A 17180-nucleotide genomic window follows, 5' to 3' on the forward strand; every position below is an offset into this window, starting at 1 on the left:
GCTTTTATTTTGACTATTTTTAAATGAATTATACCGCTGGTTTGCGAACAACTGGTAAAATTTCACCTTTTTCTAAACAATATTTTAGTACATCTTCCGAAGGAATTTGTTTGGTGTAATCTGCTTTTTCTACAATAAATCCTACATCTTCCAAACGTTTGTAATAATCTAAACCATAAACACGAACGTGATCATATTGTCCAAATTTTTCTTTACGTTCTTCTTTTGTTGTAACCGTTGGATCTTCGTACGTTACATCACGTTGATACGAAATTGGAACTTGCAGAATTCCCCAACCTCCTGGTTTCATGACACGAAATAATTCGCTCATCGCTTTGTGATCGTCAGGAATATGTTCCAAAACGTGATTACAAAAAATGATATCAAATGTATCATCACCAAAAGGTAAATCGCAGATATCTGCTTTTACATCTGCCAAAGGCGATTCTATATCACTTGTGATGTATTCTAAATTCTTCATCGCACGAAAACGCTTGATAAAAGATTGCTCTGGAGCAATGTGCAAAACTTTAGCTTTTTCAGTAAAGAAAGACGTTTCATTTTTTAGGTACAACCACATCAAGCGATGTCTTTCTAATGAAAAAGTTCCGGGTGAAAGTACATTATCACGCTGTTTTTCGTAACCATAAGGCAACAAACTATAATAACCTTGTCCATCAATTGGGTCTACGAAGCGATTTCCTTTCATAAACCAAACTAAAACAGGACGAATAATATAACTACCTTGTATTAATAAAGGACGAGGTAGAATATTCATGATTTTTTTTAAAAGCTTTTTCACAAAAGTTTTCTTAAGGTTTGAATAAAAATGGTTTTTCTTCGTCAGATACGATTCCTAAAGCATCGTAAATAAACTGATAAGTTGACAATAATTTTGGTTCGCCATCCACTACACAAACATCGTGTTCGAAGTGAGCCGAATATTTATCATCGCGCGTTGTAACCGTCCAACCATCTGGATGAAAGAAGACTTTTTCAGTTCCCATATTTACCATTGGTTCGATGGCTAACACCATTCCTTCTTCAATTTTTTTACCAGATCCACGACGTCCATAATTCGGAACTTGTGGTTCTTCGTGCATTTTACGACCTAATCCGTGTCCAACTAATTCACGAACGATTCCGTAACCTTCTTTTTCACAATATTGTTGAATTGCAAAACCAATATCACCTACGCGATTACCTTTTTTCATTTGTTCTATTCCTTTGAACATAGATTCTTTTGTAATGCGTAATAATTTTTCAGTTTCAGCATCTACTTCACCAACTGCAAATGTATAAGCGTGATCTCCGTAAAAATCATTCATATAAACACCACAATCTACCGAAACAATATCTCCTTCGTTAAGTGGTTCATCGTTTGGAATTCCATGAACAACTTGTTGATTTGGAGAAATACAAAGGTTTTTAGGGAAATCGTACATTCCTAAAAATGCAGGATATCCACCATTGTCGCGAATAAATTCGCCTCCTAATTTATCTAAATGATTGGTTGTAACACCAGGCACTACTTCTTTGGCTAACATACCCAAGGTTTTTGAAACCAATTGAGCGCTTAGGTACATTAGTTCTAATTCTTCTTTACTTTTTAAATGTATCATAATCCGAAAAATCCTCTTTTCTTTTTCTTCTCAGGAGCTTTTTGCCCGTTTGCGTGAACACTTAATTCAATCTTTTTTGTAATGATTTGATAAACGTCACTCCAACCTGGGAAACCTCCTAAATTTCTATCGTCGATAAAGATATCGGCATTTATTTTTCGACTTTGCGTATTTTTATCAAAATCCTCTCCGTCAAAACTATTGTTGATGGCATAAAACTCTATACCATTTTGTTTGCAAAACTCAACAGCTTCGTCTAAATATTTACCACTACGATAAGTCCATAAAGTAAGGCGATATCCGTCGTTTTGTAATTGTTTCAATGTTTCGAAAGCGAAGATTTTAGCTTTTCCAATTTCTGGATATTTATCATCTACCACAGTTCCATCAAAGTCAACAGCAATAATTTTATTAATCATGTTTGTAAGTATTTAAAGTTATTTAGGTTATTTTTTTTGAACAATAATGTTTCCAGTCATTTCAGTTGGAATTTCAATTCCCATCAAAGTTAAGATAGTTGGTGCAATATCTCCAAGTTTACCATGCTCAACATTCCATTCGATATTTTTCTGAGCCAAAATAAATGGAACAGGATTCGTTGTATGTTGCGTATTCGGTGATCCATCTTCGTTCATCATAAAATCTGAATTTCCGTGATCAGCCAAAATCACCACATTGTAACCATGTTCTAAAGCTGCATTTACAATTTTCTCCGCACAAGAATCTACTACTTCAGCAGCTTTTATTGCCGCAGACATAACACCTGTATGTCCAACCATATCTGTATTAGCGAAGTTAAGACAAATGAAATCCGCTGATTCTTTTTCGATTTCTGGTACAATTGCATTTGTAATATCATATGCAGCCATTTCTGGTTTCAAATCGTAAGTAGCAACATCTCTTGGCGAAGCACATAAAACACGAGATTCACCAACGAAAGGTTCTTCGCGACCACCATTGAAGAAAAATGTTACGTGTGGATATTTTTCAGTTTCAGCAATACGAATTTGCTTACGACCAGCATTAGAAATAACTTCTCCTAACGTATTTACAATATTTTTCTCATCAAAAATTACCGCAACTCCAGTATATGTAGCATCATATTCTGTAAGAGTGATATATTTTAGATTTAATTTATGCATTCCAAATTCTGGAAAATCATGTTGCGTTAAAACTTCTGTGATTTCACGTCCACGATCAGTTCTAAAATTGAAACAAATCACTACATCATCATTCTCGATTTTAGCTTTTGGTTGACCATTTCCATCCGTTACAATAATCGGTTTGATGAATTCATCTGTTACGCCTTCATTATAAGATGCACGAATTGCTTCTAATGGATTTGTTGTTGTTTTACCAACTGTATTTACCATTGCATCGAATGCTAATTTCACACGTTCCCAACGTTTATCACGATCCATTGCATAATAACGACCAGTAATCGAAGCGATTTCTCCTGTTGATTTTGTCATGTGATTCATCAATTCTGTGATAAATCCTTCGCCAGATTTTGGATCGGTGTCACGACCATCTGTGAAAGCATGTACAAAAACATTTTGTTGTAAACCTGATTGATTTGCTGCATCTAACAAACCTTTCAAATGATTGATATGTGAGTGTACACCACCATCAGAAACTAAACCAATGAAATGTACTTTTTTGTTATACTCTAAAGCATATTGAAAAGCATCTTTTAAGATAGGTTCGTTTTGTAACGTTCCGTTTTCAACCGCCATATTGATTCGAACTAAGTTTTGGAAAACTACGCGTCCAGCACCCAAATTCATATGTCCAACTTCCGAATTCCCCATTTGTCCTTCTGGTAAACCAACGGCTAAACCAAACGTATCCAACGTAGAATGTGGAAATTTCTCGAAACAGCTATCTACAAAAGGTGTATTTGCTTGCGCGATTGCAGAAACAGCAGGGTTTGGTCCAATTCCCCATCCGTCCAAAATCATTAATATTGCTTTATTGTTCATTTTTCTTGTAATAATTAAGCCCAAAGATAAGCATTCCTTGGGCTGAAAGTTTATTTTTTGTATGGTTTAATTTGCGACTTCACTGATGAATTTGATACGCATTAAACGTAATTCTTCTTCATCATAATCGTCACCAAATTCATCTAATAATGATGACATTGAGTCAGAATCTGCGTCCATCAAGAATTCATAAATTTCCTCTTGTTGATCTTCGTCCAAAACTTCGTCAATATAATAATTGATATTTAATTTTGTTCCTTGATAAACGATACTTTCCATTTCTGAAAGTAAATCGCTCATCGTCATATTTTTTGCTTCCGCAACATCTTCAAGATTTAACTTTCTGTCTGTCGATTGAATGATATAAACTTTGTGACTCGATTTGTCAGCAACTTGTTTAATCACCATATCTTCAGGTCGAATAACGTCGTTGTCTTTAACATATTGCGCAATAAAATCTACAAATTCTTTTCCGAATTTCTGAGCTTTCCCTTCTCCAACACCAAACACATTTGTTAACTCCTTAACTGTTGTTGGATATTGCATTGTCATATCATCTAAACTCGAATCTTGGAAAACTGCAAAAGGTGGAATTTGATGTTTTTTAGAGATTTTTTTACGTAAATCTTTCAATTGTTTCAATAAAACATCATCAAAAGCAATAGGTGCAGAAGATGTTTCTTCTTTTTCAAAGCTACCTTCTGATAATAATTTTTTGAAATCAATATCTTCGGCAATTTCAAAAGAAGTTGGCTTACTAATGAAATCTTTTCCAGATTTGGTAATTTTTAAAATACCATATGATTCGATTTCTTTCTCTAATAAATTACGTACAATTAATTGGCGTAAAATAGATTTCCAATAATAATCTTCTTTTGCTTTTCCAATTCCGAAGAAATCTTCAGAGCTCAAATTATATGATTTTGTAATAGAAGTTTCTTTACCAACTATAACATTTACAACATCATTTAATTTTAATTTTTGATTTGTTTTCTGAACAACATCTAATGCAATTACTGCATCATCTTTTGCTTCAATCATTTTTTTAGGATTGCGCATATTGTCGTCCATATTTGCCCCTTCGCCGTTTTTGTCGTCGAATTCTTCTCCAAAATAATGTAACAAAAATTTACGACGCGACATCGAAGTTTCGGCATATGCTACAACCTCAGAAAGTAATTGCATTCCAACTTCGCGTTCTGCAACAGGTTTACTTGCTAAGAATTTTTCTAACTTTTCGATATCTTTATAATCATAGAAAGCAATACAAACACCTTCACCACCATCGCGACCTGCACGACCAGTTTCTTGGTAATAACTTTCTAACGATTTTGGCATATCGTAATGCATCACAAAACGTACATCTGGCTTGTCAATTCCCATTCCGAAAGCAATTGTAGCGACAACGACACTTGCATCTTCCATCAAAAACATATCTTGATGTTTGCTACGTGTTTTGGCGTCTAAACCTGCATGGTAAGGAATGGCATTGATTCCGTTTACTTGTAAAAGTTGCGTAATTTCTTCAACTTTTTTACGACTCAAGCAATAAATGACACCAGATTTACCATCGTTTTGTTTGATAAATTTGATGATTTGTTTGTCTTGATCAACCTTTGGGCGGATTTCGTAAAATAAATTCGTACGATTAAAAGAATCTTTAAAAACTTTAGCGCTTTGCATTCCCAAAGTTTTCTGAATATCTTCTTGTACTTTTGGTGTTGCTGTTGCAGTTAAAGCAATAATTGGCGCATCACCAATTTTGTTGATAATCGCTTTTAGATTACGATATTCTGGTCGAAAATCGTGTCCCCATTCAGAAATACAGTGCGCTTCATCAATAGCAAAAAAAGAAATTTTTACCGATTTAAAGAAATCGATGTATTCTTCTTTTGTCAAAGATTCGGGTGCAACGTACAACATTTTAGTTACTCCATCTTTAATATCTGTCATAACTGTTTTCGTTTCTGACTTGTTTAAAGATGAGTTTAATACGTGGGCAATTCCATCATTTTCAGAAATTCCACGTATAGCGTCTACTTGATTCTTCATCAGCGCGATTAAAGGGGACACAATAATCGCGACTCCATCTGACATTAATGCCGGTAATTGATAACATAAAGACTTACCTCCTCCAGTTGGCATCAAAACAAATACATCTTCTTTATTTAGTAAGCTTGTAATGATTTCGTGCTGCTGTCCTTTAAATTGGTCGAAACCAAAATATTTTTTTAGGTAAGATGTTAAGTTTTTCGAAGTGGCTTCCATCTACACAAAAGACTAAAATTAATATTATAAATTAAATAGTTCCTATATTTGATAACTCTTAAATATACACATAAATTTTATATGATTTATATATAATTGAGTGTAAATAAAAAAGGAGAGTAAAAGTACGAAAAATTTTAAAAATAGACAATAGAAATTTTATTGTGGAAAATTCAGAATTAATACAAATAGCGCAAGGGGTATTTCGAGAAGAAATTCAAGCGCTGGAAGCAATAGCTTCTCGTATTAGCGAGTCTTTTGTTGATGCGGTAAATGCGATATATAACACGAAAGGAAAGTTGGTAGTTGTTGGAGTAGGAAAGAGTGCACACATTGCAAATAAAATTGTAGCAACCTTAAATTCTACCGGAACTCCAAGTCAATTTTTACATGCGACGGAAGCTATTCATGGCGATTTGGGTCTTGTACGACCAGAAGATGTGGTGATTTGTATTTCGAAAAGTGGAAATACGCCAGAGATTACATATTTGGCTCCGATTCTTAAACAATATGCATCAGTTTTGATTGGTTTAACATCAAATTTGAAATCAGAATTAGCAAAAAATTCAGACATTGTTTTGGATGTTAATATTGATAAAGAAGCTTGTCCCGTAAATTTGGCACCAACAACTTCTACAACGGCTCAATTGGTAATGGGTGATGCATTGGCGGTAGCTTTGATGAAATTGAGAGCGTTTACACAAAACGATTTTGCAAAATATCATCCAGGTGGAGCTTTAGGAAAACGATTATTGTGGACAGTAGAAAATATTGTTGATCCAGAAAGAAAACCTTCTGTGCATCCAGATTCTTCGATTACAGAAGTCATTAATTCATTAACATCAGGTCGTCATGGAATTACAGTTGTGATTGATAATGATAAAATTGTTGGTGTGATAACAGATGGAGATTTGCGCCGAATGTTATTAAATAATGAAACTTTTGCACATTTAACTGCGAAAGATATTGCTTCAATGAATCCGAAAACAATCAAAAAAGCTGAAAAAGCAAGAGAAGCTTTAGCGATTCTTCGTCACAACAGTATTGGACAATTGGTGGTGGTTGATGAAGAAAATCATTATTATGGAATTTTGGATATTCACTCAATTTTAAACGAAGGAATCGAATAAGCGTATGGCAGATAATACAAAATCGAGTATGTCATTTTTGGCTCATATTGGTGAGTTGAGAGGACATTTGGTTCGTTCTATTTTATCAATTGTGATTACATCTATTGCAGTCGCTATTTATTGGGACGAATTGGTGGAACATGTGATTATGGCTCCATTAAAATCAACTTTTCCAACGTTTGATATTTTTAATCAATTTGGTGAATTAACAGGTTTCGGAAAAATTTATACCGAATCATTTGATATTTCGAAAGAATTGACCAATCTTAATCCATCAGGACAGATCACTTCACAATTTTTTGCAGTAATTGTGTGTGGTGTAATTATCGCAATTCCTTATATTATTTTTGAAATTTGGCGATTTGTAAAACCAGCATTAAAAGAAGCTGAACGAAAATATGCAGGATTTACCATTTTCGCTGTTTCGTTTTTCTTTGTAACAGGAGTCTTATTTAGTTACTATATGTTGCTACCATTGTGTACACAATTTTTATTCACTTACGATCCTTTTGGTGTAGGAAATACATGGACGTTGCCAAGTTATATCGATTTATTTGTTCAATTATTATTATCGATGGGAGTTATGTTTTTGATGCCTGTTTTCGTTTACTTCTTAACGAGTATTGGAATCTTAACACCAAAATTTTTGAAAGAATACCGTAAACACGCATTTATTGTTGTATTAGTGATTGCAGCTGCAATTACACCAAACGATGTGTACAGTATGATTTTAGTTACAATTCCTCTTTGGTTATTGTACGAACTAAGTGTATTGGTTTCAAATTCAGTTTATAAAAAACAATTGAAAGCGAAAAGTAACGACTTAGTAAAGAATTAACAATGTTATGCTTGCATAATAAAATAAATTAGTTATTTTTACATAAAAGAAAAAGTAAACACAAAATTATGAAGATATTAGTTTGTATTAGTAGTGTACCAGATACTACAGCAAAAATCAACTTCACAGCTGACGGAAAATCATTTGATAAAAATGGTGTTCAGTTCGTTATTAACCCGCACGACGAATTTAGTTTAAATAAAGCAGTAGAGTTACAAGAAAAACAAGGAGCTACTGTTACAATTTTAACTGTTGGAGATGCAACTGTAGATCCAGTTATGCGTAAAGCTTTAGCGATTGGTGCGAATGATGGAATTCGTATTGATGCTGATGCTCGCGATGATTTCTTTGTTGCTACACAAATCGCAAAAGCTGCTAAAGATGGTGGTTTTGATTTAGTATTGACAGGAAAAGAATCAATTGATTATAATGGAGGTTCTGTACCAGGATTAGTTGCTGCAATGTTAGATTATGGTTTTGTAAACGGATGTATCGGTCTTGATGTAGAAGGTTCTTCTGCAAAAGCTGTTCGTGAAATTGACGGAGGAAAAGAAACTGTAGAAGTTACTTTACCAGCTGTTATCGCAGGACAAAAAGGATTGGTTGACGAGGCTGCATTAAGAATTCCTAATATGCGTGGAATTATGCAAGCGCGTACAAAACAAATCGCAGTTGTTGCACCAGAAGCGACAGAAACTAAAGTTGAAGTTGTTGGTTATGTAAAACCTGCTGAAAGAGGTAATGTAACATTAATCGACAAAGACAATGTAGCAGAATTGGTAAGATTATTACACGAAGAAGCTAAAGTAATCTAATTATTCACCTAAAAAGAAATTAAAAAATGGCAATTTTTGTATACGCAGAGTCACACGACGGAAAATATAAAAAAGCAGGATTAGAAGCAGTTTCTTACGCAAAAGCTACAGCTGATGTTGCTGGAGATACTGTTACAGCAATCGTTTTTGGAAATGCTACTGCTGACGAATTATATAAATATGGAGCATCTAAAGTAGTTAAAGTTGATAATGCAGCTTTAGCAAAATTTGATGCAAATTCTTACGCAAAAGCTTTGGCTGAAGTTGCTCAAGGAGATGTTGTGGTTTTACCATCAACAAACGAAGGAGCGACTATAGCACCAGTTTTAGCATACAAAACAGGAGCATCTTTAGTAACAAATGTAGAAAAATCTCCAACAGCAGTTTCTCCATTCACAGTTGCACGTAAAGCATTCTCTGGAAAAGGAGTAGAAACTGTTGCAGTTTCAGGAAAAGTTGTAGTTACAGTTCTACAAAACGCATTCGGAGCAAAAGAAAATGCAGTTTCAGGTTCAGAAGAATCAGCTTCAGTATCAGTTTCTGATGCAGATGCAAAAGTAAAAGTTGTTTCAACAGAAATGGCTTCTTCTGATAAAATCGATTTGAAAGAAGCGGATATTGTTGTTTCTGCAGGTCGTGGAATGAAAGGTCCTGAAAACTGGGGAATGATCGAAGATTTAGCAAAAGTTTTAGGAGCTGCTACAGCATCATCTAAACCAGTTGCTGATATTGGTTGGAGACCGCATGCTGAGCACGTAGGACAAACAGGAAAAGCAATTGCGCCAAATTTATATATCGCAGTTGGTATTTCAGGAGCTATTCAGCACTTAGCTGGAGTTAATGGATCTAAAACAATTGTTGTCATCAACAATGATCCAGAAGCGCCTTTCTTTAAAGCGGCTGATTACGGAATCGTAGGAGATGCTTTTGAGATTGTTCCTAAATTAACTGAAGAGTTAAAAAAATATAAAGGTCAAGCTTAATCATTTTAAGATTATAAATTCAATCCGAATCATTTAGGTGGTTCGGATTTTTTTTATTCATTAAAAAAAGATTAAATATTCATCAGTTTTTCATAGATTTACGCCCAAATGGACAATTTAATTAGATTAAATATTAAAGGAATATCTTACAGTCAAACTCAGACTGGCGCATATGCGTTGATTCTAGAGGAAAATGTAGGAGGAAGAAAGTTGCCAATTATTATTGGGAGCTTTGAGGCACAATCAATCGCATTAGCTTTAGAGAAAGATATTAATCCACCTCGTCCATTAACACACGATTTGTTTATTTCATTAGGAAAAGAATTTCAATTGAATGTTGATTCTATTTATATTTATAAATTAGAAGATGGTGTTTTTTATTCGAATATTGTTTTTGTGAATGATGATGGACAACGTGCCGAGATTGATTCGAGAACTTCTGATGCAATTGCATTGGCTGTTCGTTTCAATGCACCTATCTATGCCTATGATAATGTTGTAGAAAAAGCTGGAATTCATTTGGACGTTATTGAAGAAGAAGAAAATATACGTCGCGCAGCAAATAACTTCGAAGATGATTTGGATATCTTGGCTGGTTTGGAAAATGATTTGTCTGATATCAACGAATATGAAGGTTGGACAAAATCTGAACTTGAAACTGAGATGGAAAAAGCTGTGAAGAATGAAGATTATGAATTGGCAGCTCGCCTTCGTGATCAAATCGATAACATGGGAAACTAATAACTATTTCAAATAATTATGTCTGTAAAGCTTAGACTTACAATCATGAGTTTCCTTGAGTTTGCGGTATGGGGAGCATACCTAACCTCTATGGGAAATTACTTAGGATCAGTTGGCTTAGGTCCAAAAATTGGTCTTTTTTACGCGATGCAAGGTATTGTGTCGATTTTTATGCCCGCAATAATGGGTATTGTAGCGGATAGATGGATTCCTGTACAACGTTTGTTGGGATTGAATCATTTATTAGCTGCGATTTTTATGTTTGCAGCAGGTTATTACGGAATGACAGCTGGAAACGATGTAGATTTTACAACAATCTTCGCACTTTATTCGGTTAGTGTGGCGTTCTTTATGCCAACAATCGCCCTTTCTAACTCAACAGCCTACACAATTTTAAAACAAAATAATTTAGACACAATCAAATCCTTTCCTCCAATCAGAACGTTTGGAACAGTTGGTTTTATTGTAGCGATGTTATTTGTTAATTTCTCTGGATTTAAAGATGGTGTTTTTGGATTTAACTTTTCAAGTGATCCAACATTCGTAAGTTTTCAATCCAATTATTATCAGTTCTTTGTATCTGGATTTTTAGGAGTTATATTGTTTTTATACAGTTTCTTATTACCTAATTGCCCAGTTAACAAAAGTTCTGAAAAACAATCTATTTCTGATGCATTTGGTTTAAAAGCTTTTGCATTATTTAAAGATAGAAAAATGGCAATTTTCTTTATCTTTTCAATGCTTTTAGGCGTTTCTTTGCAAATTACAAATGGATATGCAAATCCATTTATCACAACGTTTAAGGATATTCCAGATTATGCCAATACGTGGGGAGCAAGTAATGCAAATGCTTTAATTTCGTTGTCTCAAGTTTCTGAAACATTGTGTATTTTATTAATTCCTTTCGTGCTAAAACGATTCGGAATCAAAATCGTGATGTTGATGGCAATGGTAGGTTGGGTCTTACGTTTCGGATTATTTGGATTAGGAGATCCAGGATCTGGCGTTTGGATGTTTATCTTATCAATGATTGTTTACGGAATCGCTTTCGATTTTTTCAATGTATCAGGTTCGTTGTATGTAGACAAAGAAACAAACGAAGAAATTCGTTCTTCTGCACAAGGAGTTTTTATGATGATGACCAATGGTTTTGGAGCAACAATCGGAATGTTAATTGCACAATACATCGTGAATCATTTAGTGTATAGTCAAACTGATTTGACATTGCAGCTAGAAGGATGGAGACATTCTTGGTTTATTTTCGCAGGCTACGCATTAGTTGTTACGGTATTGTTCGCAATTGTGTTCAAATACAAACACAATCCAGACGAAGTACAAGATGTAAAACATTAAGGTGTAAAAAATATAAAAGCAAGAATCAAAATTCTTGCTTTTTTTATGCACGAAAGTTTCTAATCTATTCTTTTATACGTCACAAACGAGTAAGCATATGGATGTTTTTCATCTTTTTTGAAATCTTCTCGTTCTACTTCTTCCCATTCGTCCAAGTCTATTTCTGGGAAATAAGTGTCTCCATCAAATTCGTGATGAACTTCTGTGATGTACAAAATATCAGTAAATTCCATCGCTTGTTTGTAAATATTTCCACCACCGATAATGTAAATATCATCGTCAATTTTTTTCGCAACTTCTATTGCTTTTGGTAAAGAAGACGCAATTTCGATACCTTCTGTATTCCAATTCTGATCTCTTGTCACAACAATATTGGTACGATTTGGTAAAGGTCTACCCAATGATTCGAACGTTTTTCGTCCCATAATAATAGGATGCCCAGAAGTTATACTTTTGAAATGTTTCAGATCATTTGGTAAATGCCAAATCAAATCATTTTTTGCACCAATTACGTTGTTGCTTGCTTTTGCTACTACAATGTTTATCATAAGTTATAAGGTAAAAAAAGCTATCCTCTTGCAAGGATAGCTTAACAAATATAATAATTTTAGTGAATTATTTCATTTTATTTATAGCATCTTGTAATTGCTCCACTTGTTTTGCAATAGTTGCTGATTTAATTGTTTTTGCAGCATTCGTTTTTACTTGCAATGCTTTTTCAGCCATCATTTTCACAGCTTGTCCTGCTTGTGGATTTTGTTCTTTCAAATATGGATAATAACGCGAATATGTTTTAGCAATTTCAGCCGTTGCATCTGGTGTGTCATTGTTCATAATCCAATTGAAAGCTTGTTCAGCAATTTTTCCTTTTTCTGGATCTTGGAATTTTACGAATTCATACATCGCAGCAGATTCCGAAATTAAAGCAGCTTTATCCAATTGATTATTTTTGATCCAAGTCGGAACTAATGCCATTGCTAAATCTGGTGAACCTTTAATCACTTCATTATCAAGATTAGTTGTTAAATCATTAATTTTTGAAGGATTATTTTTTAAGATTCCAGTTAACGAGGCTCCTTGAACACTAAATGAAGGGCTTTTTGAAGCTTTCTCGAAAATTGCTACATCATAAATATTGGCATCATTCAAAGCACTTAAAGCAGCCGCTTGAACCAATGTTTTAGGATCATTAGAAGCCAATTGTTTTAATTTTGATGAAGCTTTATCAACAATCGTTTTTGATTTTGTGTCCAATTTATGAATCGCATAAATTCTTAATCCATCAAATGAATCATCTAAAGCATTAACCAAGGCATCAGCCGCTTTTGGATTAGTTGCTTGCGCATTTGCCATTGCTTCAATCGCTAATAAACGTGTCGTGTAATTTCCTTTTCCAGCTTTGTATTGCGCAATAAAATCTTCAACAGGTTTTTTATCGTCGATATCTGCTAATAAAACTTGATCCGCATTTGGAATAACGACATCAGGTTTTTGGTTTGCTGCAAATTCGAAAACAGTTTCGGCTTGTTTTGGAACCCAAACTTGTTGACGCGTTGTTTTTCCATTTTCGACAATATCAATCGCAAAAGGAAATTCAAATAATTTTGAAGCATCTTGACGAACAACAACTTTTATTTTTTTATTTGCTGAAGAATAATCTGAAACAACTGTTAATTTTGGATGACCATTTTCGTAATACCATTGATTGAAAAACCAATTTAAGTCACGACCAGAAACTTCTTCCAAAGCCAATCGTAATTGAGTAGATTCAGCTTTTCCGTATTCATTATCTTTCAAATATTTGTTCAAACCTTTGAAGAAAGCATCATCTCCTAAGAAGTTTCTCAACATATGTAAGATAATTCCACCTTTGTTGTACGAAACACCATCAAACATGTCTTCGCGAGAATTGTAATGAACTCGAACCAAATTTTTCGTTGGTCCATCGCCTTGTTTATAACCAAACATTTCGTTGTAACGATGCTCATCCGCTTTCTCTTTTCCGTATTTATATTCAAACCATAAATATTCAGAATAATTAGCAAACGATTCATTCACTGTTAAATTTCCCCAACTTTCAGCCGTAACTAAATCTCCAAACCAATGGTGAAATAATTCGTGCGCAATAACATATTCAGCAGTGTTTTCATCGACTAATTGACCAGCTTTTTGCTGAACACCATCATGAAATAAAGAAGCTGTTGTATTTTCCATAGCTCCAGAAACATATTCGCGAGCCGTCATTTGTGCATATTTATCCCAAGGATAAGGATAGTTTAATCTATCAGAAAAGAACTGAATCATTTCTGGTGTATTACCAAAAATTTGCTTTGCAACATCTTTATATTCTGGTTCTACGTAATAATCAACATTGATATTTTTCCATTTATCATTGATGACTGCGTAATCTCCAATCCCGAAAAAGAATAAATATGGCGCATGTTTTTTATCAAATTTCCAATAATCAGTTTTTGTTCCGTCCGAATTTTTCTTCGAAGATTTCATTGTTCCATTTGATAATGAAACATATTTATCAGGATATGTTAACGTGATTTCTTGTGAAGTTTTTTGATTCGTTTTATCAATTGTCGGGAACCAACAAGAAGAAGATTCAGTTTCGCCTTGTGTCCAAATTTGAGTTGGATAATTTGGTCGTTCACCTTTTGCATTGATAAAATAAACACCTTTTGCATCGTTTATGGCCGCACTTCCTTCTTGTTTTACTTCGTTTGGACGCGCTGTATACTTGATGTAAAGTGTATATTCTTGATCTTTTTTGTATTCTTTATCCAAATCGATGACTAATTGTAAATCATCGTATTTATAATTTAATTTTTTTTTTGTAGCACCATTTACCAAAGCGACTTCGCTAATCAACATTGCTTTTGCGTCTAATGTAACTTTGTTTGTAGCATAGAAATGTGGTTTCAATGTTACCCAAGCTTCACCTAAAACGTGCTCTTTTGCATAATCAAATTTAAGATCCAATTTGGTATGAACAAGATTATTAATTCGTTCTGCTTCTGCACGATAAATATCTAATTTGTTCGTTTGGTTTTCGTTATAACTCGGCGGTGGCGTCATTACTTGCGCATAAGTAAGACTTGATATAATAAAGGCTGATGAAAGCCAAAGGATTCGTTTTTTCATCGTAAAAATTTATTTCTATTGGTTGATAATTTTCTCGAAAAGTTACAAAAAAAGCCTCCAATTTGGAGACTTTAAGTGTTTTTTTATGATTAAACTGCTACAATTCCTTTGATGTGAGGATGAGCTTGATAATTTTCTAATTCGAAATCTTCGTATGTAAAATCAAAAATATCCTTTACATTCGGATTGATTTTCATTGTTGGAAGAGGAAAAGCTTCGCGTGTTAATTGTAGTTCAACTTGTTCAAAATGATTTTTGTAAATATGTGCATCTCCAAAAGTATGCACAAAATCGCCGACTTCTAAATCACAAACTTGTGCAACCATCATTTGTAATAACGCATATGACGCAATATTGAATGGAACACCTAAGAAAATATCTGCACTACGTTGATACAATTGCAACGATAATTTTCCATCATTCACATAAAACTGAAAAAATGCATGACATGGAGCTAAAGCCATTTGATCTAATTCTCCAACATTCCAAGCAGAAACTATAATTCTACGTGAATCAGGATTATTTTTTATTTGATCAATCGCAACTTTAATTTGGTCAACAACTTCTCCATTTGGTTTCCCCCATGAACGCCATTGATGACCATAAATAGGACCTAAATCACCATTTTCGTCAGCCCATTCGTTCCATATTCTTACACCATTATCTGTTAAATATTTGATATTCGTATCACCTTTCAAAAACCACAACAATTCGTAGATAATCGATTTTAAATGTAATTTTTTAGTCGTCACCAAAGGGAAACCTTTCGACAAATCGAAACGCATTTGGTAACCAAAAATACTTTTAGTTCCTGTTCCCGTTCTGTCTTCTTTAAAAGCGCCTTCTGCTAAAACCTTTTTACATAAATCGTGATATTGTTGCATTTTGAGTATATTTAACCTTTCAAATTTAGTGATTTTTTTTAGAATGAAAATTAGTTTAATTTTTACAATTTTAGTGCTTTTTATGTTTTTTGCTTCGTATAGCAAATCAGATTTTGGACGAAAAATTGCGCAACATTTTTATTTCCAAACTTTATTTAATGTTGTTTTGGTGGTTGTTTTTGTGTCAAAAATTGTTCATATCAAACTAAATTTAATCTCAATGATTTCGCTAATTGTTATTGGTTGCATGTTGTATATGAGCTTTCCAAATTATTTACAACAATTGAAGAGAAGGATAGGTAAATAGTTACGTATAATTTTTTATCTTTGCACTTATGAAAAACGAAGCGGGAATTTTTGGTTTAAGACCAGTAATAGAAGCGATTGAAGCAGGGAAAACAATCGACAAAATTTTTATTCAAAAAGGTTTACAAGGTGAAATTTTTTCTGAATTGAGAAAATTAATCACTGAATATGAAATTCCTGTAAGTTATGTACCTGTAGAAAAACTAAATCGTTTTACAGGAAAAAATCACCAAGGAGTCTATGCATTTATTTCGCCAATCGAATTTGATTCAATCGAAAATGTATTACCTCAAATTTGGGAACAAGGAAAAACACCTTTTATCTTGATTTTAGATCGTGTTTCTGATGTTCGTAATTTTGGTGCAATCGCTCGTACAGCAGAATGTGTTGGTGTTGATGCAATTATTATTCCAGCAAAAGGTTCGGCTTCTGTAAATGCAGATGCGATCAAAACTTCGACAGGAGCGTTGTACAATATTCCGGTTTGTAAAGAAGGAAATTTAGTGAATGTTATTAAATATTTACAATCGGCTGGAATCTCAATTTTTAGTGCTTCTGAAAAATCAGCAGAATTTATTTATGATGCAGATTTCTCTGTTCCTGCAGCTATTGTGATGGGAAGTGAGGAAGATGGAGTTTCGGATTCTATTATTAAAATTTCGGATAAAATTATTAAATTGCCTATGGCTGGACAAACTGCTTCACTGAATGTTTCGGTTGCGGCTGGAGCGATTTTGTACGAAGCTGTTCGCCAAAGAATGTTACAAGATTTATTTTAAAAACATATAACGATGACCTATTCTACTTTTATTGGATTTTTGTTGATTGCGATTAGCGTTGCAATGTACTATTTTACAAATTTAGATATCTCAAGATTATTTGCGGACAAAGAATTTTTAGTCGGAATAACAGGAGGTGCTGGAGTTGGATTTATACTTGGTGGATTCTTAGGTTGGTTGTACAAATACAAAGCAGTGAACAAAGCGAATGCAGAAATTGCAAACGAAGAAAAACGTAAAGTTGCAGAACAAAAAGCACAAGAAGCAGCTGCAAAAGAGCAAGCAAAGTTAGATGCGCAACAAGAAAAAGAAGAATCGGGATTGTAATT

General features: G+C 33.8%; 17 protein-coding genes. 9 read left to right on the forward strand and 8 right to left on the reverse strand.

Features of this window, described 5'->3' with window-relative positions:
• Nucleotides 1-28: 28 nt before the first annotated feature.
• The 5 genes from B3I31_RS00040 to recQ form a co-directional block, all read right to left on the reverse strand.
• Complete coding sequence (locus B3I31_RS00040; protein ID WP_257468107.1) at nt 29-778, reverse strand: class I SAM-dependent methyltransferase; 750 nt, start codon at nt 776-778, stop codon at nt 29-31.
• Nucleotides 779-812: 34 nt separating this feature from the next.
• Nucleotides 813-1622 (reverse strand): type I methionyl aminopeptidase, encoded by an 810-nt coding sequence (gene map / locus B3I31_RS00045; protein ID WP_115001887.1) that lies wholly within the window; start codon nt 1620-1622, stop codon nt 813-815.
• A complete protein-coding gene (locus B3I31_RS00050; RefSeq protein WP_280045217.1) occupies nt 1619-2041 on the reverse strand; it encodes a BT0820 family HAD-type phosphatase in 423 nt (140 codons plus the stop codon). The genes map and B3I31_RS00050 overlap by 4 nt, the downstream gene beginning before the upstream one ends.
• Before the next feature lie 27 nt (nt 2042-2068).
• Nucleotides 2069-3604: a 2,3-bisphosphoglycerate-independent phosphoglycerate mutase gene (gpmI, locus tag B3I31_RS00055; protein WP_291047204.1), complete on the reverse strand. Its 1536-nt coding sequence runs from the start codon at nt 3602-3604 to the stop codon at nt 2069-2071.
• Between the two features lie 66 nt (nt 3605-3670).
• Nucleotides 3671-5872: a DNA helicase RecQ gene (gene recQ / locus B3I31_RS00060; RefSeq protein WP_291051262.1), complete on the reverse strand. Its 2202-nt coding sequence runs from the start codon at nt 5870-5872 to the stop codon at nt 3671-3673.
• Between the two features lie 164 nt (nt 5873-6036).
• On the opposite strand from recQ, the gene B3I31_RS00065 reads away from it, so the two are divergent.
• From B3I31_RS00065 to B3I31_RS00090, 6 genes are all read left to right on the forward strand, one after another.
• Nucleotides 6037-7002, forward strand: a complete 966-nt coding sequence (locus tag B3I31_RS00065; RefSeq protein ID WP_125349795.1) for a KpsF/GutQ family sugar-phosphate isomerase — start codon at nt 6037-6039, stop codon at nt 7000-7002.
• Between the two features lie 4 nt (nt 7003-7006).
• Nucleotides 7007-7840: a twin-arginine translocase subunit TatC gene (tatC, locus tag B3I31_RS00070; RefSeq protein ID WP_115001876.1), complete on the forward strand. Its 834-nt coding sequence runs from the start codon at nt 7007-7009 to the stop codon at nt 7838-7840.
• A 68-nt stretch (nt 7841-7908) separates the two neighbouring features.
• On the forward strand, nt 7909-8655 hold the full coding sequence (locus tag B3I31_RS00075; RefSeq protein ID WP_115001874.1) for an electron transfer flavoprotein subunit beta/FixA family protein: 747 nt from the start codon (nt 7909-7911) through the stop codon (nt 8653-8655).
• A gap of 26 nt (nt 8656-8681) precedes the next feature.
• The gene (locus tag B3I31_RS00080; protein WP_115001872.1) at nt 8682-9638 is read left to right on the forward strand and encodes an electron transfer flavoprotein subunit alpha/FixB family protein; all 957 of its coding nucleotides are present in this window, start codon (nt 8682-8684) and stop codon (nt 9636-9638) included.
• 108 nt (nt 9639-9746) lie between these two features.
• Complete coding sequence (locus B3I31_RS00085) at nt 9747-10379, forward strand: bifunctional nuclease family protein (protein ID WP_038332620.1); 633 nt, start codon at nt 9747-9749, stop codon at nt 10377-10379.
• A gap of 18 nt (nt 10380-10397) precedes the next feature.
• Nucleotides 10398-11732, forward strand: coding sequence for an MFS transporter (locus B3I31_RS00090; protein WP_180905208.1), 1335 nt, complete (start codon nt 10398-10400; stop codon nt 11730-11732).
• Between the two features lie 59 nt (nt 11733-11791).
• Here B3I31_RS00090 and B3I31_RS00095 read toward each other — a convergent pair whose 3' ends face one another.
• From B3I31_RS00095 to B3I31_RS00105, 3 genes are all read right to left on the reverse strand, one after another.
• Nucleotides 11792-12280, reverse strand: a complete 489-nt coding sequence (locus B3I31_RS00095; protein WP_115001867.1) for a dihydrofolate reductase — start codon at nt 12278-12280, stop codon at nt 11792-11794.
• 67 nt (nt 12281-12347) lie between these two features.
• On the reverse strand, nt 12348-14882 hold the full coding sequence (locus B3I31_RS00100) for a M1 family metallopeptidase (RefSeq protein WP_286495522.1): 2535 nt from the start codon (nt 14880-14882) through the stop codon (nt 12348-12350).
• Between the two features lie 89 nt (nt 14883-14971).
• Nucleotides 14972-15766: a thymidylate synthase gene (locus B3I31_RS00105; protein WP_286495524.1), complete on the reverse strand. Its 795-nt coding sequence runs from the start codon at nt 15764-15766 to the stop codon at nt 14972-14974.
• A 43-nt stretch (nt 15767-15809) separates the two neighbouring features.
• Between B3I31_RS00105 and B3I31_RS00110 the strand changes: the two genes are divergently transcribed.
• Genes B3I31_RS00110 through B3I31_RS00120 form a run of 3 tightly spaced genes read left to right on the forward strand, consistent with a single transcriptional unit; the run spans nt 15810 to nt 17178 of the window.
• Nucleotides 15810-16073 carry a hypothetical protein gene (locus tag B3I31_RS00110; RefSeq protein WP_221854513.1) on the forward strand — a complete coding sequence of 88 codons (264 nt, stop codon included), beginning with the start codon at nt 15810-15812 and terminating at the stop codon, nt 16071-16073.
• 28 nt (nt 16074-16101) lie between these two features.
• The gene (rlmB, locus tag B3I31_RS00115) at nt 16102-16851 is read left to right on the forward strand and encodes a 23S rRNA (guanosine(2251)-2'-O)-methyltransferase RlmB (RefSeq protein ID WP_219034413.1); all 750 of its coding nucleotides are present in this window, start codon (nt 16102-16104) and stop codon (nt 16849-16851) included.
• Between the two features lie 12 nt (nt 16852-16863).
• Nucleotides 16864-17178 (forward strand): hypothetical protein, encoded by a 315-nt coding sequence (locus B3I31_RS00120; RefSeq protein ID WP_219034412.1) that lies wholly within the window; start codon nt 16864-16866, stop codon nt 17176-17178.
• The last annotated feature ends 2 nt before the right edge of the window (nt 17179-17180 follow it).

Origin of the sequence: Empedobacter sp. UBA3475 (assembly GCF_002378465.1) — a bacterium.
Classification (GTDB): domain Bacteria; phylum Bacteroidota; class Bacteroidia; order Flavobacteriales; family Weeksellaceae; genus Empedobacter; species Empedobacter falsenii_B.